Source organism: Streptococcus pneumoniae (assembly GCF_001457635.1).
GTDB lineage: Bacteria > Bacillota > Bacilli > Lactobacillales > Streptococcaceae > Streptococcus > Streptococcus pneumoniae.
The window spans coordinates 502,559-523,983 of sequence record NZ_LN831051.1; the positions used below are offsets into that span (position 1 = coordinate 502,559).

Annotated in this window: 18 protein-coding genes, 2 tRNA genes and 1 pseudogene; 16 read left to right on the forward strand and 5 right to left on the reverse strand. The window is 36.3% G+C overall.

Translation table 11 applies throughout. From position 1 onward, the window contains the following. Window positions 1–40 precede the first annotated feature (40 nt). A tRNA-Glu gene (locus AT689_RS02705) sits at window positions 41–112 on the forward strand. A gap of 5 nt (window positions 113–117) precedes the next feature. Then, a tRNA-Asn gene (locus AT689_RS02710) sits at window positions 118–191 on the forward strand. A 40-nt stretch (window positions 192–231) separates the two neighbouring features. Here the strand turns inward: AT689_RS02710 and AT689_RS02715 are convergent. Continuing rightward, the gene (locus tag AT689_RS02715; protein ID WP_001158266.1) at window positions 232–774 is read right to left on the reverse strand and encodes a TetR/AcrR family transcriptional regulator; all 543 of its coding nucleotides are present in this window, start codon (window positions 772–774) and stop codon (window positions 232–234) included. 178 nt (window positions 775–952) lie between these two features. Between AT689_RS02715 and AT689_RS13650 the strand changes: the two are divergent. Next, window positions 953–2,556: pseudogene (locus AT689_RS13650) on the forward strand (YhgE/Pip family protein). A 29-nt stretch (window positions 2,557–2,585) separates the two neighbouring features. On the opposite strand, the gene AT689_RS02735 reads toward AT689_RS13650, so the two are convergent. Continuing rightward, window positions 2,586–5,138, reverse strand: a complete 2,553-nt coding sequence (locus AT689_RS02735; protein ID WP_000834690.1) for a YfhO family protein — start codon at window positions 5,136–5,138, stop codon at window positions 2,586–2,588. Between the two features lie 61 nt (window positions 5,139–5,199). Beyond that, complete coding sequence (locus tag AT689_RS02740) at window positions 5,200–6,822, reverse strand: ATP-binding cassette domain-containing protein (protein WP_000958770.1); 1,623 nt, start codon at window positions 6,820–6,822, stop codon at window positions 5,200–5,202. Between the two features lie 205 nt (window positions 6,823–7,027). Here AT689_RS02740 and trpS point away from each other — a divergent pair, with 205 nt between their 5' ends. Together trpS and guaB are read left to right on the forward strand one after the other, a co-directional pair. Beyond that, window positions 7,028–8,053, forward strand: coding sequence for a tryptophan--tRNA ligase (gene trpS, locus AT689_RS02745; RefSeq protein ID WP_000165444.1), 1,026 nt, complete (start codon window positions 7,028–7,030; stop codon window positions 8,051–8,053). A 151-nt stretch (window positions 8,054–8,204) separates the two neighbouring features. Further along, complete coding sequence (guaB, locus tag AT689_RS02750; protein WP_000073427.1) at window positions 8,205–9,683, forward strand: IMP dehydrogenase; 1,479 nt, start codon at window positions 8,205–8,207, stop codon at window positions 9,681–9,683. A 50-nt stretch (window positions 9,684–9,733) separates the two neighbouring features. On the opposite strand, the gene recF is transcribed toward guaB, so the two are convergent. After that, complete coding sequence (gene recF, locus AT689_RS02755; protein WP_000266657.1) at window positions 9,734–10,831, reverse strand: DNA replication/repair protein RecF; 1,098 nt, start codon at window positions 10,829–10,831, stop codon at window positions 9,734–9,736. A gap of 2 nt (window positions 10,832–10,833) precedes the next feature. Then, complete coding sequence (gene yaaA / locus AT689_RS02760) at window positions 10,834–11,202, reverse strand: S4 domain-containing protein YaaA (RefSeq protein WP_000455903.1); 369 nt, start codon at window positions 11,200–11,202, stop codon at window positions 10,834–10,836. A gap of 158 nt (window positions 11,203–11,360) precedes the next feature. On the opposite strand from yaaA, the gene yfmF reads away from it, so the two are divergent. The 11 genes from yfmF to rpsB all read left to right on the forward strand — a co-directional run bounded on the left by yfmF (window position 11,361) and on the right by rpsB (window position 21,391). After that, entirely contained in the window at window positions 11,361–12,611 is a 1,251-nt protein-coding gene (gene yfmF / locus AT689_RS02765; RefSeq protein WP_000424262.1) for an EF-P 5-aminopentanol modification-associated protein YfmF, read from the forward strand. Continuing rightward, window positions 12,608–13,891: an EF-P 5-aminopentanol modification-associated protein YfmH gene (gene yfmH / locus AT689_RS02770; protein WP_000170194.1), complete on the forward strand. Its 1,284-nt coding sequence runs from the start codon at window positions 12,608–12,610 to the stop codon at window positions 13,889–13,891. Before yfmF ends, yfmH begins: the two co-directional genes overlap by 4 nt. 41 nt (window positions 13,892–13,932) lie before the next feature. Then, a complete protein-coding gene (gene rodZ / locus AT689_RS02775) occupies window positions 13,933–14,754 on the forward strand; it encodes a cytoskeleton protein RodZ (RefSeq protein ID WP_001227958.1) in 822 nt (273 codons plus the stop codon). 10 nt (window positions 14,755–14,764) lie between these two features. After that, window positions 14,765–15,310: a CDP-diacylglycerol--glycerol-3-phosphate 3-phosphatidyltransferase gene (pgsA, locus tag AT689_RS02780; protein WP_000712132.1), complete on the forward strand. Its 546-nt coding sequence runs from the start codon at window positions 14,765–14,767 to the stop codon at window positions 15,308–15,310. Then, complete coding sequence (locus AT689_RS02785) at window positions 15,307–16,134, forward strand: energy-coupling factor ABC transporter ATP-binding protein (protein ID WP_000835715.1); 828 nt, start codon at window positions 15,307–15,309, stop codon at window positions 16,132–16,134. Before pgsA ends, AT689_RS02785 begins: the two co-directional genes overlap by 4 nt. After that, the gene (locus AT689_RS02790; RefSeq protein ID WP_000510406.1) at window positions 16,119–16,958 is read left to right on the forward strand and encodes an energy-coupling factor transporter ATPase; all 840 of its coding nucleotides are present in this window, start codon (window positions 16,119–16,121) and stop codon (window positions 16,956–16,958) included. Before AT689_RS02785 ends, AT689_RS02790 begins: the two co-directional genes overlap by 16 nt. Beyond that, window positions 16,951–17,745 carry an energy-coupling factor transporter transmembrane component T family protein gene (locus AT689_RS02795; protein ID WP_000377893.1) on the forward strand — a complete coding sequence of 265 codons (795 nt, stop codon included), beginning with the start codon at window positions 16,951–16,953 and terminating at the stop codon, window positions 17,743–17,745. The genes AT689_RS02790 and AT689_RS02795 overlap by 8 nt, the downstream gene beginning before the upstream one ends. 58 nt (window positions 17,746–17,803) lie before the next feature. Further along, window positions 17,804–18,622: a rod shape-determining protein MreC gene (mreC, locus tag AT689_RS02800; protein WP_001078983.1), complete on the forward strand. Its 819-nt coding sequence runs from the start codon at window positions 17,804–17,806 to the stop codon at window positions 18,620–18,622. Next, window positions 18,622–19,116 (forward strand): rod shape-determining protein MreD, encoded by a 495-nt coding sequence (gene mreD, locus AT689_RS02805; protein ID WP_001249454.1) that lies wholly within the window; start codon window positions 18,622–18,624, stop codon window positions 19,114–19,116. The genes mreC and mreD overlap by 1 nt, the downstream gene beginning before the upstream one ends. 93 nt (window positions 19,117–19,209) lie before the next feature. Beyond that, on the forward strand, window positions 19,210–20,388 hold the full coding sequence (pcsB, locus tag AT689_RS02810; RefSeq protein ID WP_000727012.1) for a peptidoglycan hydrolase PcsB: 1,179 nt from the start codon (window positions 19,210–19,212) through the stop codon (window positions 20,386–20,388). 223 nt (window positions 20,389–20,611) lie between these two features. Further along, a complete protein-coding gene (gene rpsB / locus AT689_RS02815) occupies window positions 20,612–21,391 on the forward strand; it encodes a 30S ribosomal protein S2 (protein ID WP_000268466.1) in 780 nt (259 codons plus the stop codon). Window positions 21,392–21,425: the final 34 nt, after the last annotated feature.

Below are 21,425 nucleotides of genomic sequence, written 5' to 3' on the forward strand. Positions count from 1 at the left end.
CAAGAAATTGATATAATGGTTATATCTGCTACAGATAGAAGGTCCGTTGGTCAAGGGGTTAAGACACCGCCTTTTCACGGCGGTAACACGGGTTCGAATCCCGTACGGACTATTTTATCCGCCATAGCTCAGTTGGTAGTAGCGCATGACTGTTAATCATGATGTCGTAGGTTCGAGTCCTACTGGCGGAGTATAGATAAAAGGGAACACAGCTGTGTTCCTCTTTTTGTATCAATTTGTATCACCAAGCATTTTCATAAGGAAGTCTGTTATTTCTTGAGAACTTTCTTTTTTTCCATGTGCAATCCAAGTTTGGCAGACACCAAAAAGTGCATGAGTTAGATAGATGCTACTATATTCTAATTCGGTGGTATTTAGATTCAGTTGCATAAATCGCTTTTGTAAATCTGTACTAAGCATGATATGAAGTTTATTTCGTAAGAAATTTTGGATTTCTTTAGTCCCATTTTCAGAAAGAAGGGCAGCCAGAAGTGGTTCTGACTCTAGATATTCAAAAACTTCTAAAATAGCGTCTCTTTTGTGATGAGCATGTTTTTGAAAAATATATTCAAATGTATGGAATAGCTTGCTTTGATAGTGCTCAATCATATCATACTTATCCTTATAGTGAGTATAGAAGCTGGAACGACTAATTCCGGCTTTTTCTACTAATTTGACAGTAGAAATTTTATCAAATGGCTGTTCCATCAGTAATTGTACCATAGCATTTTCAATAGTTCGCTTTGTTTTTAAGCGTTTGTTACTTTCTTGCATATTTCCTCCTTGTAAACAAATTAGACTATATGTCTAAAAATAGATTTTTTATCTTGTAATTTAGATTTTTTAATGTATAATCTATTATATCAAAATTTTAGACAATATGTTTAAAAAAGGAGAAACTAAGTTTAAAGAATGGAAAGCAATTTAAAAAAAACCAACCTTTATTATTGTCATGATCGGGATTTCTCTTATTCCAGATCTGTACAATATCATATTTTTGTCATCAATGTGGGATCCATATGGGCAATTGTCTGACTTACCTGTGGCAGTTGTAAATAATGATAAAGAGGCTTCCTATAATGGTAATACTATGGCAATAGGAAAAGACATGGTGTCCAATTTAAAAGAAAATAAAACCTTGGATTTTCATTTTGTAGATGAAGAGGAAGGAAAGAAGGGATTGGAAGATGGCGATTACTATATGGTAGTGACTTTACCAAGTGATTTATCTGAAAAAACAACTACATTATCCAATATTCAATCGACAGCAGCTTATCAATCATTGACAAGTGAGCAACAAACTGAGATAAGTGATTCTGTATCTCAAAATTCAACTGATAGTATTCAATCGGCTCAGTCAATTGTAGCTTTAGTACAAGATTTACAGGGAAGTTTAGAAAACTTACAAAATCAATCTTCTAATCTTTCGACTTTAAAAAATCAATCTAATCAAGTATCACCTATTACTTCTACTTCTTTGATAGGATTGTCAAGTGGATTAACAGAGATACAAGGAGATGTTACTAGCAAATTAGTTCCTGCCAGTCAGTCGATTGCATCAGGTGTAAACGCATATACTACAGGTGTTGATAAAGTTTCTCAGGGCGCAAGTCAACTAAGTGAAAAAAATGCCACCTTGACAGGTAGTTTGGATAAACTAGTTTCAGGCTCAAACACCTTGACACAAAAATCTTCTAGATTGACAGCAGGAGTTGGTTAATTACAATCAGGATCTGGGCAATTAGCAGACAAATCCAGTCAGTTACTTTCAGGTGCTTCTCCATTAGAGAATAGAGCTAATAAATTGGCAGATGGATCTAGGAAACTAGCAGAAGGTGGAACAAAGTTAACTTCTGGATTGGAAGATTTACAGACAGGACTTGCTTCTTTAGGACAAGGACTAGGTAATGCTAGTGATCAACTCAAATCAGTATCAACAGAATCTAAAAATGCAGAGATTTTGTCAAATCCACTCAATCTTTCAAAAACAGACAATGATCAAGTTCCTGTAAATGGAATCGCAATAGCTCCTTATATGATATCAGTTGCTCTTTTTTTTGCAGCAATATCAACAAATATGATATTTGCGAAATTGCCTTCAGGACGTCATCCAGAGAGCCGTTGGGCTTGGTTGAAATCTTGAGCTGAAATAAATGGTATTATAGCTGTTTTGGCAGGAATTTTGGTATATGGAGGAGTTCAGCTTATTGGTTTAACTGCTAATCATGAGATGAGAATATTTATTCTCATCATCCTAACAAGTTTAGTATTCATGTCTATGGTGACCACTTTAGCAACGTGGAATAGCCGTATAGGAGCTTTTTTCTCACTTATTTTGCTTTTACTACAGTTAGCATCAAGTGCAGGTACTTATCCACTTGCTTTGACAAATGATTTCTTTAGATCTATTAATCCCTGGTTACCAATGAGCTATTCAGTTTCGGGATTACGACAAACAATCTCTATCAACAAGTCATTTTCCTAGCTGTCATACTAGCTCTATTTACTGGTTTAGGTATGCTAGCCTATCAACATAAGAAAATGGAAGAAGATTAAAAAAATCGACCGATTAACTGGTCGATTTTTTATGCCTTAGATGACTTTCGTCTGTGATTATAGATTCCAAATAGTAAGAGAGAAGTAAAGGAACAGATTGCTCCAGTAATAAAACCATTGGGAATGAAGGAAAGTGTAATAGTTCCTTTCCCCTTGGGAATGTCAACTTTCATAAATCCAGTTTGAGCTTGTTTAATTTCTATTTTCTTACCATCTTGGTAGGCAGACCAACCTTTGTCATAAGGAATGGTGAAGAAAATAGATGTATCTTGTTGGACATCATATGTAGCAAAAACCTTGTTTTTAGAAGTTGATACTGTGACAGGTTGTTCTTTAATTTTTTGAATTGCCTCGGTGAAAGTTTTGGTATCTAAACGATAGAAGGTAGGAGATTCAAATGATACTTGTGAATTTCCAGGGAAACTAACATTGATATTGAAAGTTTTTTTCTCTTTAGTATATCCTAGATTAAAGAAGGAGAAGACATTATCAGTTGTAAAAGTCTTTTTTTCACCATTTACAAGGATGTCAACCTTCTTTTGTTTATCGTTAGAAAAGTGAAGGTTTATGAAAGAGAGATAAACTTGGCTGTTTTCTGGAACTTCAATTTGATACTGGATTGCTGCATCTTCATTTGAAGAACTTGTGACACTAATCAAATCATTAGTATTTTCTATTTTTTCTGTTTTTTCATAAGGTATTGGAGAAAAATAATCAAAATTGACGTTAGCAAGTTGATTTAAAAATGAGGCCTGATTATCCAAGGTATGTTCATTGAACTTGACATCATTGTAAACAGATTGACTAGCAACTGCAATCGGAAGAGAGTATTGATTTTCATATAGGGTAAGATTATCTTTTTGATAGATATCTTTAAAGCCATACTTATCAATAGGACTGTCTGAGATATTGTACTGGATACCAAATAAACTATCAGCCAAAATACTATTATTTGCATATCGGAGATTGAGATTAGTCCCAGAGGATTTAAAACCAAGTTTATCTAAAGTAGAGCTTGATGAACGATTTCGAACAGATGAAAATTGAGAGATTCCATTGTAGTTGAATTTCATACTGTCATTTCCTGTCTGAGTTTGTAGTTTTTCAGTACGAGTAAATTGATTTCCAATATATGTTGAGAAAGATTCCATAGCTAGGATATCTCGACTATAAGCACTTCGAGAAGCAAATCCCCATTCCTTAGCAATTCCGTCCATTTGAGATGAAGCATTTAAACTCATTTCAACCAGTATAAATAAAGAGATTAGAATGGCAAATAGATTCACAGATATAAACTTTTTGATAACTGCAAGGAGTAAAAGAGAATAGACAACCAAAAATTCAAGAGTAAGCAGAATATTCAAATCTGTTAAAAAAGAATAATGCGATTTTAGATAGATGGTAGCTAAAAATCCTGCTACTACAAGAAAAAGCGAAACTAAAAAATTCCAGACTTTAAGTTCTTTCAGACGCTTTAAGACTTCTGCTGCTGTGTAAATTAACAAGGTAGAGAAAATCCAAGCATAGCGATGTAAAAACATGTTTGGAGTATGCATGCCTTGCCAAAATAAGTCAAGAGCTTCTATGTAAAAGCTTGCAATTAGAAATGCAAAGAATATTACATATATGAGTTTCACGTGAAACTTAATAGATTTCAGCGTAAAAAATAAAATGGTCAAAATAAAGGGAAATAGTCCAACAAAAATCATTGGGATGGCCCCATACTTTGTTGTGTCAAAGGAACCAATGAATTGCTTAGCAAAGAGATCAAGATACCAGCTACTTTCAGTTTGAAACTTTGTAACTTCAGTCAATTTTTCCCCATGTGTCTGTAAATCAAATAGAGTGGGAAGAGTCATAATCAAACTAGCCATACCAGCTAAAAAGGAGATAACTATGAAATCAAGAACAGATGATTTTCGAGTCTTAAAGTCCCACGAAATTTGACAGAGATACCAGAAAATAAGAAACAATACTGTCATATATCCAAAATAATAATTTTGAATAAATAAGATTGACAGACTTGTAAAGTACAATAGGAGTTTCTTTTCAGTTATCAGTAGATGTAAACCAGTTATAATTAAAGGAATCAAGATAAAAACATCTAGCCAGGTTTTTATCTCTAATTGACTGACAGTGAAACTCATCAGAGCATAGGAAGTAGATAAGGCTAGTTTTAAAGTCTGAGGGATAGATTGAAACAATTTATTCAAACTAAAAAAGGTTGACAGACCAATCAATCCAAATTTTAAGAGAGTGGTCAGATAGACAGCATCTGGCATGTTCGTTAGATCAAAAAAGTAAACTAGAGGCGCGAGAAAACTACCCAAGTAATAACTAGATAGGGCATAGAAGTTTAGCCCTAGACCACTTGTAAAGGTGTAAAACAGACTACTATTTCCATGTAGGATATTTCGTAAGGCTACATCAAAAATAACGTATTGATGAAAGCCATCTCCTAATAGAGGAGAGTTGTCGCTATTCCAGTAGATACCTTGAGATAGATATACTCCAGACATAATCACTACAGGAATGATGAGAGAAATAAAATAGGTTCGATATGTTTTTAAAAATGATTTCATGTTACCTCGTAGAATGATAGAAAACTCAGTTGGTTAACCCAACTGAGTTTTGAAGTTTTATTTAGTCTTTCCAAAGTTCTTTAACTTTTGCTTGTACTTCTGCATTTTCTAGGAATTCATCGTAGGTTTCATCGATACGGTCAATGACGCCATTTTTAGATAAGACAATGATATGGTTAGCCAAAGTTTGAATAAATTCGTGGTCATGGCTAGCAAAGATGATTGATTCTTTAAAGTTTTTCAATCCATCATTCAAGCTTGAGATAGATTCCAAGTCCAAGTGATTTGTTGGATCATCAAGTACAAGGACATTTGATTTTAAGAGCATGAGTTTTGAAAGCATGACACGAACTTTTTCTCCCCCTGACAAGACATTTACAGGTTTGTTAACTTCATCTCCAGAGAAGAGCATACGGCCGAGGAAGCCACGTAGGAAAGTATTGTCATCTTCTTCTTTACTTGCGAATTGACGCAACCAGTCAAGAATTGATTCTCCTCCTGCAAAATCAGCTGAGTTATCTTTTGGTAGGTAAGATTGACTAGTTGTAACTCCCCACTTGACAGTTCCTTCATAGTCAATATCTCCCATGATTGCACGAATTAATGCAGTCGTTTGAATATCATTTTGTCCAATAAGTGCTGTCTTATCATCTGGACGCAAGATGAAACTAATATTATCCAAGATAGTTTCACCATCAATCTTTACAGTTAGATTTTCTACTGTCAAGAGATCATTACCAATCTCACGTTCCGCTTTAAAGTTGATAAATGGATATTTACGACTAGATGGTACAATCTCTTCTAGCTCAATCTTATCAAGCATTTTCTTACGTGATGTTGCCTGCCTTGACTTAGAAGCATTGGCAGAGAAACGAGCAACGAATTCTTGCAATTGTTTAATTTTTTCTTCTGCTTTAGCATTACGGTCTGCTAGCAATTTAGCAGCAAGCTCAGAAGATTCCTTCCAGAAGTCGTAGTTTCCGACATAGAGTTTGATTTTTCCAAAGTCAAGGTCGGCCATGTGAGTACAAACTTTGTTTAAGAAGTGACGGTCGTGGGATACTACGATAACTGTGTTATCAAAGTCAATCAAGAAGTCTTCTAACCAAGTAATCGATTGGATATCCAAACCGTTAGTAGGCTCGTCCAAGAGAAGAACATCTGGTTTACCAAAAAGTGCTTTGGCGAGGAGAACCTTTACTTTTTCACCGTTGGCCAATTCGCTCATGTTTTGGTAGTGTAATTCTTCTGGAATGTTTAGGTTTTGAAGTAGTTGAGAGGCTTCACTCTCTGCTTCCCAACCTCCAAGTTCGGCAAACTCTCCTTCGAGTTCGGCAGCACGAACCCCGTCCTCGTCTGAGAAATCTTCCTTCATGTAGATAGCATCTTTCTCTTTCATGATGCTATAAAGTTTTTCATTTCCCATGATAACGACATCAATGGCACGTTCATCTTCGTAGTCAAAGTGATTTTGACGAAGAACAGAGAGACGTTCATCTGGACCAAGAGAGATGTGACCAGTAGTAGGTTCGATATCTCCAGCTAAAATTTTTAAAAAGGTTGATTTTCCGGCACCATTAGCACCGATTAATCCGTAAGTATTTCCTTCTGTAAATTTGATATTGACATCATCAAAAAGTTTGCGATCACTAAAACGTAGTGAAACATCAGATACTGTAAGCAATATTTTTCTCCTATATGTGTAATATATTTATTCTACTAGAAAATACAGAAATATTCAAATTTTTATTTGTCAATTTTGTGTAAATTATATTTACAGTATCCTTTACACAAATCTGTAAAAAGCAAGGCTGATTTATTTTGATAAATTACGGTTATTTCATTAAAAAAATGCTATAATTGAAAGGACTATATCGAAGGAGAACAAAATGACTAAACCCATTATTTTAACAGGAGACCGTCCAACAGGAAAATTGCATATTGGACATTATGTTGGAAGTCTCAAAAATCGAGTATTATTACAGGAAGAGGATAAGTATGATATGTTTGTGTTCTTGGCTGACCAACAAGCCTTGACAGATCATGCCAAAGATCCTCAAACCATTGTAGAGTCTATCGGAAATGTGGCTTTGGATTATCTTGCAGTTGGATTGGATCCAAATAAGTCAACTATTTTTATTCAAAGCCAGATTCCAGAGTTGGCTGAGTTGTCTATGTATTATATGAATCTAGTTTCGTTAGCACGTTTGGAGCGAAATCCAACAGTCAAGACAGAGATTTCTCAGAAAGGATTTGGAGAAAGCATTCCGACAGGATTCTTGGTCTATCCAATCGCTCAAGCAGCTGATATCACAGCTTTCAAGGCTAATTATGTTCCTGTTGGGACAGATCAGAAACCAATGATTGAGCAAACTCGTGAAATTGTTCGTTCTTTTAACAATGCATATAACTGTGATGTCTTGGTAGAGCCGGAAGGTATTTATCCAGAAAATGAGAGAGCAGGGCGTTTGCCTGGTTTAGATGGAAATGCTAAAATGTCTAAATCACTAAATAATGGTATTTATTTAGCTGATGATGCGGATACTTTGCGTAAAAAAGTAATGAGTATGTATACAGATCCAGATCATATCCGCGTTGAGGATCCAGGTAAGATTGAGGGAAATATGGTTTTCCATTATCTAGATGTTTTTGGTCGTCCAGAAGATGCTCAAGAAATTGCTGATATGAAAGAACGTTATCAACGAGGTGGTCTTGGTGATGTGAAGACCAAGCGTTATCTACTTGAAATATTAGAACGTGAACTGGGTCCTATTCGTGAGCGCCGTATTGAATTTGCTAAGGATATGGGAGAAGTTTATAATATGATTCAAAAAGGTAGTGAAAGAGCGCGTGAAGTTGCGGGTCAAACCCTATCTGAGGTAAAAGGGGCAATGGGACTTCATTACTTTAACTAAGTTTATTTTACAAGAAACTATCATTTCTATCTCGAAGAAAAGATAGTTTTTTATTTACCCCTGTAACATTTGACAAATTTTTATAGAATGGTATGATAGATACAATATAAAAAGAGTCAAGCTCAAAAAGAAAGAAAAGAGGAAACTTCGAATGTCTAATTGGGACACTAAATTTTTGAAAAAAGGTTTTACCTTTGATGATGTATTGCTTATTCCAGCTGAAAGTCATGTGTTGCCTAACGATGCAGATTTAACAACTAAATTGGCAGATAATTTGACTTTAAATATCCCAATTATTACCGCTGCCATGGACACAGTTACAGAGAGTCAAATGGCCATTGCTATTGCTCGTGCAGGTGGTCTCGGAGTTATCCATAAAAACATGTCAATTGCTCAACAAGCAGACGAGGTTCGTAAGGTAAAACGTTCTGAAAATGGAGTTATTATTGATCCGTTCTTCTTGACGCCTGAACATACAATTGCTGAAGCAGATGAGCTTATGGGTCGTTACCGCATCAGTGGTGTTCCAGTTGTTGAAACACTTGAAAATCGTAAATTGGTTGGTATTTTGACAAACCGAGATCTTCGTTTTATTTCAGATTATAATCAACCAATTTCAAACCATATGACTAGTGAAAATCTTGTTACTGCTCCTGTGGGTACGGATCTTGCAACGGCTGAGAGTATTCTTCAAGAGCATCGTATTGAAAAACTTCCGTTGGTCGATGAAGAAGGCAGTCTTTCTGGTTTGATCACTATCAAAGATATTGAAAAAGTTATTGAGTTTCCAAATGCGGCTAAAGATGAATTTGGTCGTCTTCTAGTTGCAGGTGCAGTAGGTGTTACTTCAGATACATTTGAACGTGCAGAGGCTCTTTTTGAGGCAGGAGCGGATGCGATTGTTATTGATACTGCACATGGTCATTCTGCAGGTGTCTTGCGTAAAATTGCCGAGATTCGTGCTCATTTCCCAGATCGGACTTTGATTGCTGGAAATATTGCTACTGCTGAAGGTGCACGTGCCCTTTATGAAGCGGGTGTAGACGTTGTTAAGGTTGGTATTGGACCAGGTTCTATCTGTACTACTCGTGTGATTGCTGGTGTTGGTGTTCCGCAAGTAACAGCTATCTACGATGCTGCAGCTGTTGCGCGCGAATATGGTAAAACGATTATTGCTGACGGTGGGATCAAGTATTCTGGAGATATTGTAAAAGCACTTGCTGCAGGTGGAAATGCTGTTATGCTTGGATCTATGTTTGCTGGAACTGATGAAGCTCCAGGCGAAACTGAAATCTTCCAAGGACGTAAATTCAAGACTTACCGTGGTATGGGATCAATTGCTGCTATGAAGAAAGGTTCAAGCGACCGTTATTTCCAAGGTTCTGTCAATGAAGCAAACAAGCTCGTTCCAGAAGGAATTGAAGGTCGTGTTGCTTATAAAGGAGCGGCAGCTGATATTGTTTTCCAAATGATTGGTGGTATTCGCTCTGGTATGGGTTACTGTGGTGCAGCTAACCTTAAAGAACTACACGATAATGCTCAATTTATTGAAATGTCTGGTGCTGGTTTGAAAGAAAGCCATCCTCATGATGTGCAAATTACTAATGAGGCACCAAAGTATTCTATGTAAAAAACAATGAAAAGAACTCCAGTGAAAACAGGAGTTCTTTTACAATGTTGTCAATTTCCATTTACAGAAGCTTTACCATCCTGAATAGTGAAGATACTTAGATTTTCTGGCAGATTTTGAAGATGGTCTAAGCTTGTTGTTGTGATAAAGGTTTGGATTGATTGAGAAATCGTTTCTAATAATTTTAACTGTCTAGTGTTGTCAAGTTCACTCATCACATCGTCAAGCAGTAATATAGGAGATTCTGTGGTAATGCTTTCCATTAATTCGATTTCTGCTAATTTTATCGAGAGGACGAGACTACGATGTTGACCTTGGCTTCCGAAACTAGCATCCATCCCATTTATATAAAAAGAAATGTCATCTCGATGAGGACCGACACCAGTATTCTTTTTAAATAAATCTCTGGATCTACTTTTTTCTAAAGCAATTTTGAAAGATTCGGATAAGTTTTGTTTGTCAGTTATATTGACAGAAGATTGATAGAATATTGACAACTCTTCGATCTGATTAGAGAGTTCAAAATGTTTCTTACGCCCAAATGATTCTAGTTTTTTTATGAAATCTAAGCGGTGATTCATTACACGACATCCATAATCAACTAGCTGATCATCTAACACAGAAAGGAATGTTTCATCTATTTTTTGAGCTGATTTTAGGTAAGTGTTTCTTTGCTTTAGGATGTGGTTATAATTGGTTAAGTCAGATAAATAGATTGGCTTAATTTGCCCAAGTTCCATATCAATGAATTTTCGTCGAATCGAAGGTGCTCCTTTAATTAGTTGTAAATCTTCAGGAGCAAATAAGACAACATTCATGTGTCCTACATAATCTGAAAGGCGTGCCTGTTTTAAGTGATTAACTTTTGTTACACGGCCTTTTTGTGTTAGTTCGATTTCTAGGGGAATGGATCCAGTTTTTTTCTGAACGAGACCTGAAAGATGAAGTTGTTCCTCATCAAAATGAATGAGATTTTTATCTGTTCGAGTTCGATGACTACGCGTTAAGGCTAAAAAATAGATAGCCTCTAACATGTTTGTTTTTCCTTGTGCATTACGTCCCAAAAAGACATTCAATTTAGGATTAAAGTCTATTTTCGTTTCTTTGTAATTACGAAAAGTCTTGAGAGATAGATGTTGTAGCCACATGATTATCTACCAGGGAATCGTGGAGCTTGTTGGCTTTTAGGTGATGAAGCAGGTTTCGATTTGTCTTTTTTAACTCCCTTATTCATCTTTTTGACAAGTTTAGCGATCCGTTCTTTTTCAACTTTATCAGCTTGGTATTCATCTTGTTCTTCAGAAGTAGGTTGTGTCAACAAGATGTCAATGTTCATGTCAGGGATGTCAACTTTATCGCCAATACGAAGTTTTTTTCCACGACGACTCTCTAATTCCCTATTAAAGTAAACAGAATGTTCAGAGAGAAATGATTTAATAGCTCCTCCGCTATGTGTAATTCCAAGTTCTTTGAGTAGTGCTTGGAGGGTAATAAATTCTTCAAATAATTTGTATTCCATAATTCACCTCAATCTTTGGTATTATACCATATTTTCCTAAAAATAGTGAGAGAGACAGCGAGAAATGTAAGCGATTTTTATTTCAAAAGTGTTACAGGGAACAAGAAAATTTCAGGTTTTCGTGATATAATAGAAGTCTGTATATAAGGAGGTAAATCATGGAGTTAGTGCATGGAATTTCAACACATTTTATCCAATCAAAAAAGTTTAAAACAAACAAAATTACCGTGCGTTTTACCGCTCCATTATCCCTTGATACGATTGCAGGTCACATGTTGAGTGCAAGTATGCTAGAGACTGCTAATCAGATGTACCCCACTTCTCAAGATTTGAGGAGACACTTGGCCAGTCTATACGGTACAGATATGTCAACCAATTGTTTCAGAAGAGGGCAAAGCCACATTATAGAATTGACATTTACCTATGTTCGTGATGAGTTTTTAAGTAGGAAAAACGTGCTAACCTCTCAGATTTTGGAACTTGTAAAAGAAACTCTTTTTTCACCCGCAGTAGTTGATAATGGGTTTGATCCGGCCTTATTTGAAATTGAGAAAAAACAATTGCTAGCAAGTTTAGCAGCTGATATGGATGATTCTTTTTATTTTGCACATAAAGAATTGGATAAATTGTTTTTTCATGATGAACGTCTTCAATTGGAATATAGTGATTTACGAAATCGTATTTTAGCTGAAACTCCACAAAGTTCTTATTCTTGTTTCCAAGAATTTTTAGCCAATGATCGAATAGATTTCTTTTTCCTAGGTGATTTTAATGAGGTTGAAATTCAAAATGTATTAGAATCATTTGGCTTTAAAGGTCGAAAAGGAGATGTGAAGGTTCAGTATTGTCAACCTTATTCTAATATCCTTCAGGAAGGTATGGTTCGGAAAAATGTGGGACAATCCATTTTGGAATTAGGTTATCATTACCGTTCTAAATATGGTGATGAGCAACATTTACCCATGATTGTAATGAATGGTTTACTTGGTGGATTTGCTCACTCTAAGCTCTTTACAAATGTCCGTGAAAATGCTGGATTAGCTTATACCATTTCAAGTGAGCTTGATTTATTTAGTGGATTCTTGAGGATGTATGCTGGTATCAATCGAGAAAATCGTAACCAGGCTCGTAAAATGATGAATAATCAACTGCTTGATTTAAAAAAAGGTTATTTTACAGAGTTTGAGTTAAATCAGACCAAGGAAATGATTCGTTGGTCGTTGTTACTTTCTCAAGATAATCAATCTTCATTGATTGAACGTGCTTATCAAAATGCCTTATTTGGAAAATCTTCAGCAGACTTTAAAAGTTGGATTGCAGAGCTTGAACAAATTGACAAAGATGCTATTTGTAGAGTAGCTAATAATGTGAAACTACAAGCGATTTACTTTATGGAAGGAATAGAATGACAAAGGTTGTTTTTGAAGAAAAATACTATCCAGCTGTAAAAGAAAAGGTTTATCGAACTCGTTTGGCCAACGGATTGACAGTTGCTCTTTTGCCTAAAAAGGAATTTAAAGAGGTTTACGGGAGTGTCACTGTACAGTTTGGTTCGGTAGATACGTTTGTCACAGAAGTTGACGGATATGTAAAACAATATCCTGGAGGAATTGCTCATTTTCTTGAACATAAATTATTTGAGAGAGAAGATTCTAGTGATTTGATGTCGGCTTTTACGAGTCTAGGTGCAGATAGTAATGCCTTTACAAGCTTTACAAAAACAAACTATCTTTTTTCAGCAACGGATTATTTTTTAGAAAATTTAGATTTACTTGATGAATTGGTAACATCAGCACACTTTACTGAAGCTTCCATTCTGACAGAGCAGGATATTATTCAGCAAGAACGAGAAATGTACCAAGATGATCCAGATTCGTGTTTATTCTTTTCAACTTTAGCGAATTTGTATCCTGGTACACCTTTAGCAACTGATATAGTTGGAAGTGAGGAGTCCATTTCCCAAATCAATCTAACTAATTTGCAAGAAAATTTTACAAAGTTTTACAAACCTGTAAACATGTCTCTGTTTTTAGTTGGTAATTTTGATGTGGAGCGAGTACAGGACTATTTTGAAAGCAAAGAACTGAAAGATTCAGATTTTCAGGAAGTAGCAAGAGAAAAGTTGTTTTTACAGCCTGTAAAGCCAACAGATAGTATGAGAATGGAAGTATCTTCTCCCAAACTAGCGATTGGAGTTAGAGGTAAGCGAGAAGTTTCTGAAGCGGATTGCTATCGACATCATATTTTATTAAAATTATTGTTTGCAATGATGTTTGGTTGGACTTCGGATCGTTTTCAAAAATGTTATGAATCAGGTAAAATTGATGCGTCCTTATCTCTGGAAGTTGAAATAACAAGTCGCTTTCATTTTGTCATGTTGACAATAGATACGAAAGAGCCAGTTGCTTTGTCTCATCAATTTAGGAAGGCTATTCGTAATTTTACAAAGGATTTAGATATTACAGAGGAACATTTAGATATTATCAAAAGAGAGATGTTTGGCGAATTTTTCAGTAGCATGAACTCTCTTGAATTTATTGCAACGCAATATGATGCTTTTGAAAATGGTGAGACAATTTTTGATTTGCCGAAAATTTTACAGGAAATTACTTTAGAGGATGTCCTTGATGCTGGACATCATTTAATAGATGATGGTGACATAGTTGATTTTACAATATTCCCATCGTAGTAACCTATCATAATAGACACTAGAAAGAAGGGATGACAAGTATGAGAAAAAAAACAATTGGAGAGGTTTTACGATTAGCTAGAATCAATCAGGGATTGAGTTTAGATGAATTGCAGAAAAAGACAGAAATCCAGTTAGATATGTTGGAAGCAATGGAAGCAGACGATTTCGATCAACTTCCAAGTCCTTTTTACACGCGTTCTTTCTTGAAAAAATATGCATGGGCTGTTGAGTTAGATGACCAAATTGTTTTGGATGCTTATGATTCTGGGAGTATGATTACTTATGAGGAAGTAGATGTTGATGAAGATGAGTTGACAGGTCGTAGACGTTCAAGTAAGAAAAAGAAGAAAAAAACATCATTTTTACCTTTATTTTATTTTATCCTTTTTGCTTTATCGATTTTAATTTTTGTGACTTATTATGTTTGGAACTATATTCAAACTCAACCAGAGGAGCCTTCTCTTTCTAATTACAGTGTGGTTCAATCAACAAGTTCAACTAGCTCTGTTCCCCACTCCTCAAGTAGTAGTTCTTCTAGTATAGAATCAGCTATAAGTGTATCAGGCGAAGGAAATCATGTAGAAATCGCTTATAAGACAAGTAAGGAAACAGTTAAATTGCAATTGGCAGTTTCAGATGTTACAAGTTGGGTCAGTGTTTCAGAAAGCGAACTTGAGGGCGGTGTAACCTTATCGCCAAAGAAGAAAAGTGCAGAAGCAACAGTTGCAACTAAAAGTCCTGTAACAATTACGTTAGGTGTTGTAAAAGGTGTTGATTTGACAGTAGATAATCAGACTGTTGATTTATCGAAATTAACAGCTCAGACTGGACAAATCACTGTAACCTTTACTAAAAATTAAGGAAAAACGAATGAAAAAAGAACAAATTCCCAATCTCTTAACAATAGGTCGAATTCTCTTTATACCTATTTTTATCTTTATTTTAACGATAGGAAATTCGATAGAGAGTCATATAGTTGCAGCTATTATCTTTGCTGTTGCCAGTATTACCGACTATTTAGATGGATATTTAGCTCGTAAATGGAATGTGGTCAGTAATTTTGGTAAATTTGCAGATCCTATGGCGGATAAGTTACTAGTTATGTCGGCTTTTATTATGTTGATTGAGTTAGGTATGGCTCCGGCTTGGATTGTTGCAGTGATTATCTGTCGTGAGTTAGCTGTGACAGGTTTAAGGCTTTTATTGGTTGAAACTGGTGGAACAATTTTAGCAGCAGCAATGCCTGGAAAAATTAAAACTTTTAGTCAGATGTTTGCTATTATTTTCTTGCTATTACATTGGACTTTGCTTGGTCAAGTTCTACTTTATGTAGCCTTATTTTTCACTATCTACTCTGGCTATGACTATTTCAAGGGTAGTGCCTATGTATTTAAAGGGACATTTGGTTCGAAATGAAATCAATAATTGATGTAAAAAATCTTTCTTTTCGCTATAAAGAAAATCAGAACTACTACGATGTGAAGGATATTACGTTTCACGTGAAACGTGGAGAATGGCTTTCGATTGTAGGGCATAATGGTAGTGGTAAATCAACGACGGTTCGATTAATTGATGGCTTACTGGAAGCAGAATCCGGAGAGATTGTAATTGATGGCCAACGTTTGACTGAGGAAAATGTTTGGAATATACGTCGTCAAATCGGTATGGTTTTTCAAAATCCAGACAATCAATTTGTTGGAGCGACTGTTGAAGATGATGTTGCTTTTGGTTTGGAAAATCAGGGACTTTCTCGTCAAGAAATGAAAAAGAGAGTGGAAGAAGCTCTGGCTTTAGTTGGCATGTTGGACTTTAAAAAGAGAGAGCCAGCGCGTCTATCAGGTGGCCAAAAGCAACGTGTGGCCATTGCAGGTGTTGTAGCCCTAAGACCAGCTATTTTAATCTTAGATGAAGCAACGAGTATGTTGGATCCTGAGGGGCGTAGAGAACTTATTGGGACAGTAAAAGGAATTCGAAAAGACTATGATATGACGGTCATTTCTATTACCCATGATTTGGAAGAAGTCGCCATGAGTGATCGCGTATTGGTCATGAAAAAAGGGGAAATTGAATCAACTAGTAGTCCAAGGGAGCTTTTCTCTCGAAATGATTTAGATCAAATTGGATTAGACGATCCTTTTGCTAATCAATTAAAAAAATCTTTGAGCCAGAATGGCTATGATTTACCTGAAAATTATTTGACAGAAAGTGAGCTAGAGGATAAGCTATGGGAATTGCTCTAGAAAATGTGAATTTTATATATCAAGAAGGTACTCCCTTAGCTTCAGCAGCTTTGTCGGATGTTTCTTTGACGATTGAAGATGGCTCTTATACAGCTTTAATTGGGCACACAGGTAGTGGTAAATCAACTATTTTACAACTCTTAAATGGTTTATTGGTGCCAAGTCAAGGGAGTGTGAGGGTTTTTGATACCTTAATCACCTCGACTTCTAAAAATAAAGATATTCGTCAAATTAGAAAACAGGTTGGCTTGGTATTTCAGTTTGCTGAAAATCAGATTTTTGAAGAAACGGTTTTGAAGGACGTTGCTTTTGGACCGCAAAATTTTGGAGTTTCTGAAGAAGATGCTGTGAAGACTGCGCGTGAGAAACTGGCTCTGGTTGGAATTGATGAATCACTTTTTGATCGTAGTCCGTTTGAGCTGTCAGGGGGACAAATGAGACGTGTTGCCATTGCAGGCATACTTGCCATGGAGCCATCTATATTAGTCTTAGATGAGCCAACAGCTGGTCTAGATCCTCTAGGGAGAAAAGAGTTGATGACCCTGTTCAAAAAACTCCACCAGTCAGGGATGACCATCGTCTTGGTAACGCATTTGATGGATGATGTTGCTGAATATGCTAATCAAGTCTATGTAATGGAAAAGGGACGTTTAGTAAAGGGGGGCAAACCAAGTGATGTCTTTCAAGACGTTGTTTTTATGGAAGAAGTTCAGTTGGGAGTACCTAAAATTACGGCCTTTTGTAAACGATTGGCTGATAGAGGCGTGTCATTTAAACGATTACCGATTAAGATAGAGGAGTTCAAGGAGTCGCTAAATGGATAGTATGATTTTGGGGCGTTATATCCCAGGGGATTCGATTGTTCACCGATTGGATCCACGTAGCAAATTGCTTGCTATGATGCTACTGATTTTGATTGTGTTTTGGGCTAATAACCCCTTGACGAATCTGATTCTTTTTATAGCGACAGGGATATTTATTGCCTTGTCAGGAGTATCTCTTTCATTTTTTATTCAGGGCTTGAAGTCTATGTTTTTCTTGATTGCCTTCACAACTATTTTTCAACTATTTTTCATTTCTAATGGGAATGTTTTATTTGAGTTTTCGTTTGTGAGAATCACGGATTATGCTTTGCAACAAGCTGGGATTATTTTTTGTCGCTTTGTATTGATTATTTTCTTTTCAACTTTGTTAACCTTAACAACCATGCCTTTAAGTTTGGCATCAGCTGTCGAAGCTTTATTAGCACCTTTAAAGCGTGTGAAAGTTCCAGTTCATGAAATTGGATTGATGCTGTCTATGAGTTTGCGTTTTGTCCCAACCTTGATGGATGATACGACTCGGATTATGAATGCACAGAAAGCTCGTGGAGTGGATTTTGGAGAAGGAAGCATCGTTCAAAAAGTAAAGGCGATGATTCCCATTTTGATTCCTCTTTTTGCGACAAGTTTAAAACGTGCAGATTCCTTGGCTATCGCTATGGAAGCGCGTGGCTATCAGGGTGGAAAAGGCAGAAGTCAATACCGACAATTGAAATGGACTCTAAAGGATACGCTGACCATTCTTGTTATTCTCGTACTTGGTTGTTGTTTATTTTTCTTAAAATCTTAGTAGCTTTCAGGAATTGATAAAAAGTTACTGTAACAGTTTTTGATATAAAGGTAGGGATATGAACCGTTTTAAAAAATCAAAATATGTCATTATTGTTTTTGTCACTGTTCTGCTTGTGTCAGCTCTCTTAGCGACGACTTATTCAAGTACAATTGTGACAAAATTAGGAGATGGAATCTCATTGGTTGATAGAGTTGTACAAAAACCTTTTCAGTGGTTTGATTCTGTCAAATCAGATTTGGCTCATTTGACACGAACATATAATGAAAATGAAAGTTTGAAGAAACAGCTTTACCAATTAGAAGTTAAATCAAATGAGGTGGAAAGTTTAAAGACAGAAAATGAACAACTGCGCCAATTGCTTGATATGAAGTCTAAATTGCAAGCCACAAAGACTTTAGCAGCAGATGTTATTATGCGTTCTCCGGTATCTTGGAAGCAGGAGTTGACCTTAGATGCAGGTAGATCAAAAGGTGCTTCTGAGAACATGTTAGCTATTGCAAATGGTGGCTTGATTGGGAGTGTTTCAAAAGTAGAGGAGAACTCTACTATAGTCAACCTTCTGACAAATACGGAAAATGCTGATAAGATTTCTGTTAAAATTCAACATGGCTCTACTACAATTTATGGAATTATTATTGGCTATGACAAGGAAAATGACGTTCTTAAAATTAGCCAATTAAATAGTAATAGCGATATTAGTGCGGGAGATAAGGTGACTACTGGTGGATTAGGAAACTTTAACGTTGCTGATATTCCTGTTGGTGAAGTGGTTGCCACAACGCATAGTACAGACTATTTGACACGAGAAGTAACTGTTAAATTGAGTGCAGATACTCATAATGTAGATGTGATAGAATTAGTGGGGAATTCATAATGAGACAGTTGAAGCGAGTTGGAGTATTTTTATTGCTTCCTTTCTTTGTTCTAATTGACGCCCATATTAGCCAGCTTCTGGGCTCATTTTTCCCCCATGTACATTTGGCTAGTCATTTTCTTTTTCTATTTCTCTTATTTGAGACGATAGAAGTATCAGAGTATCTCTACCTAGTCTATTGTTTTGTTATAGGCTTGGTTTATGATGTTTACTTTTTCCATCTAATAGGGATTACAACTCTCTTATTTATCTTATTGGGAGCCTTCCTTCATAAATTGAATAGTGTTATTTTGTTGAATCGTTGGACAAGAATGCTAGCTATGATTGTGCTGACATTCCTGTTTGAAATGGGTAGTTATCTTTTGGCTTTTATGGTAGGGTTGACAGTAGATAGCATGTCGATTTTTATAGTCTATAGCTTGGTACCGACGATGATTTTAAATTTTTTATGGATTACTGTTTTTCAATTTATTTTTGAAAAATATTATCTATAAGAACGACATATAAATGTAACAAAGGCGTAATATTTATTAGGCCTTTTTTTGGTATACTAGTATTGTCTTTAAAAGAAGGAGTATCTACGTAATATGAAGAAAAAAATCTTAGCGTCACTTTTATTAAGTACAGTAATGGTTTCTCAAGTAGCTGTTTTAACAACTGCGCATGCAGAAACGACTGATGACAAAATTGCTGCTCAAGATAATAAAATTAGTAACTTAACAGCACAACAACAAGAAGCCCAAAAACAAGTTGACCAAATTCAGGAGCAAGTATCAGCTATTCAAGCTGAGCAGTCTAACTTGCAAGCTGAAAATGATAGATTACAAGCAGAATCTAAGAAACTCGAGGGTGAGATTACAGAACTTTCTAAAAACATTGTTTCTCGTAACCAATCGTTGGAAAAACAAGCTCGTAGTGCTCAAACAAATGGAGCCGTAACTAGCTATATCAATACCATTGTAAACTCAAAATCAATTACAGAAGCTATTTCACGTGTTGCTGCAATGAGTGAAATCGTATCTGCAAACAACAAAATGTTAGAACAACAAAAGGCAGATAAAAAAGCTATTTCTGAAAAACAAGTAGCAAATAATGATGCTATCAATACTGTAATTGCTAATCAACAAAAATTGGCTGATGATGCTCAAGCATTGACTACGAAACAGGCAGAACTAAAAGCTGCTGAATTAAGTCTTGCTGCTGAGAAAGCGACAGCTGAAGGGGAAAAAGCAAGTCTATTAGAGCAAAAAGCAGCAGCTGAGGCAGAGGCTCGTGCAGCTGCGGTAGCAGAAGCAGCTTATAAAGAAAAACGAGCTAGCCAACAACAATCAGTACTTGCTTCAGCAAACACTAACTTAACAGCTCAAGTGCAAGCAGTATCTGAATCTGCAGCAGCACCTGTCCGTGCAAAAGTTCGTCCAACATACAGTACAAACGCTTCAAGTTATCCAATTGGAGAATGTACATGGGGAGTAAAAACATTGGCACCTTGGGCTGGAGACTACTGGGGTAATGGAGCACAGTGGGCTACAAGTGCAGCAGCAGCAGGTTTCCGTACAGGTTCAACACCTCAAGTTGGAGCAATTGCATGTTGGAATGATGGTGGATATGGTCACGTAGCGGTTGTTACAGCTGTTGAATCAACAACACGTATCCAAGTATCAGAATCAAATTATGCAGGTAATCGTACAATTGGAAATCACCGTGGATGGTTCAATCCAACAACAACTTCTGAAGGTTTTGTTACATATATTTATGCAGATTAATTTACAGAGGGACTCGAATAGAGCCCTCTTTTCAGGTTTTACCGTGACAATCCCTATTAAAAATTATATCAAAATAGCTTGAAAATATTGGAAAAGTATGGTAGAATGAAAATTGTCGTGTGAACGATAATACTCATTCTTGATGAATTGTGAAGCAGTTGCCCTTGGGTCGTTTTGCGAGTTGAAGTCAAGAAGAGGAAAAAAACAAAAAGGAGAAATACTCATGGCAGTAATTTCAATGAAACAACTTCTTGAGGCTGGTGTACACTTTGGTCACCAAACTCGTCGCTGGAATCCTAAGATGGCTAAGTACATCTTTACTGAACGTAACGGAATCCACGTTATCGACTTGCAACAAACTGTAAAATACGCTGACCAAGCATACGACTTCATGCGTGATGCAGCAGCTAACGATGCAGTTGTATTGTTCGTTGGTACTAAGAAACAAGCAGCTGATGCAGTTGCTGAAGAAGCAGTACGTTCAGGTCAATACTTCATCAACCACCGTTGGTTGGGTGGAACTCTTACAAACTGGGGAACAATCCAAAAACGTATCGCTCGTTTGAAAGAAATTAAACGTATGGAAGAAGATGGAACTTTCGAAGTTCTTCCTAAGAAAGAAGTTGCACTTCTTAACAAACAACGTGCGCGTCTTGAAAAATTCTTGGGCGGTATCGAAGATATGCCTCGTATCCCAGATGTGATGTACGTAGTTGACCCACATAAAGAGCAAATCGCTGTTAAAGAAGCTAAAAAATTGGGAATCCCAGTTGTAGCGATGGTTGACACCAATACTGATCCAGATGATATCGATGTAATCATCCCAGCTAACGATGACGCTATCCGTGCTGTTAAATTGATCACAGCTAAATTGGCTGACGCTATTATCGAAGGACGTCAAGGTGAGGATGCAGTAGCAGTTGAAGCAGAATTTGCAGCTTCAGAAACTCAAGCAGATTCAATTGAAGAAATCGTTGAAGTTGTAGAAGGTGACAACGCTTAATTTATACAAATAGTAATTACCTAGGAGGGCGGGG

What these genes read in the sequence shown, in the direction of transcription:
- yfmH (WP_000170194.1), top strand. Translation starts at nt 12,608, where the DNA reads ATGACAAAGGTTGTTTTTGAAGAAAAATACTATCCAGCTGTAAAAGAA.
- AT689_RS02715 (WP_001158266.1), bottom strand. Translation starts at nt 774, where the DNA reads ATGCAAGAAAGTAACAAACGCTTAAAAACAAAGCGAACTATTGAAAAT.
- mreD (WP_001249454.1), top strand. Translation starts at nt 18,622, where the DNA reads ATGAGACAGTTGAAGCGAGTTGGAGTATTTTTATTGCTTCCTTTCTTT.
- yfmF (WP_000424262.1), top strand. Translation starts at nt 11,361, where the DNA reads ATGGAGTTAGTGCATGGAATTTCAACACATTTTATCCAATCAAAAAAG.
- pcsB (WP_000727012.1), top strand. Translation starts at nt 19,210, where the DNA reads ATGAAGAAAAAAATCTTAGCGTCACTTTTATTAAGTACAGTAATGGTT.
- recF (WP_000266657.1), bottom strand. Translation starts at nt 10,831, where the DNA reads ATGTGGCTACAACATCTATCTCTCAAGACTTTTCGTAATTACAAAGAA.
- yaaA (WP_000455903.1), bottom strand. Translation starts at nt 11,202, where the DNA reads ATGGAATACAAATTATTTGAAGAATTTATTACCCTCCAAGCACTACTC.
- AT689_RS02735 (WP_000834690.1), bottom strand. Translation starts at nt 5,138, where the DNA reads ATGAAATCATTTTTAAAAACATATCGAACCTATTTTATTTCTCTCATC.
- AT689_RS02790 (WP_000510406.1), top strand. Translation starts at nt 16,119, where the DNA reads ATGGGAATTGCTCTAGAAAATGTGAATTTTATATATCAAGAAGGTACT.
- AT689_RS02785 (WP_000835715.1), top strand. Translation starts at nt 15,307, where the DNA reads ATGAAATCAATAATTGATGTAAAAAATCTTTCTTTTCGCTATAAAGAA.
- AT689_RS02795 (WP_000377893.1), top strand. Translation starts at nt 16,951, where the DNA reads ATGGATAGTATGATTTTGGGGCGTTATATCCCAGGGGATTCGATTGTT.
- guaB (WP_000073427.1), top strand. Translation starts at nt 8,205, where the DNA reads ATGTCTAATTGGGACACTAAATTTTTGAAAAAAGGTTTTACCTTTGAT.
- rpsB (WP_000268466.1), top strand. Translation starts at nt 20,612, where the DNA reads ATGGCAGTAATTTCAATGAAACAACTTCTTGAGGCTGGTGTACACTTT.
- rodZ (WP_001227958.1), top strand. Translation starts at nt 13,933, where the DNA reads ATGAGAAAAAAAACAATTGGAGAGGTTTTACGATTAGCTAGAATCAAT.
- trpS (WP_000165444.1), top strand. Translation starts at nt 7,028, where the DNA reads ATGACTAAACCCATTATTTTAACAGGAGACCGTCCAACAGGAAAATTG.
- mreC (WP_001078983.1), top strand. Translation starts at nt 17,804, where the DNA reads ATGAACCGTTTTAAAAAATCAAAATATGTCATTATTGTTTTTGTCACT.
- pgsA (WP_000712132.1), top strand. Translation starts at nt 14,765, where the DNA reads ATGAAAAAAGAACAAATTCCCAATCTCTTAACAATAGGTCGAATTCTC.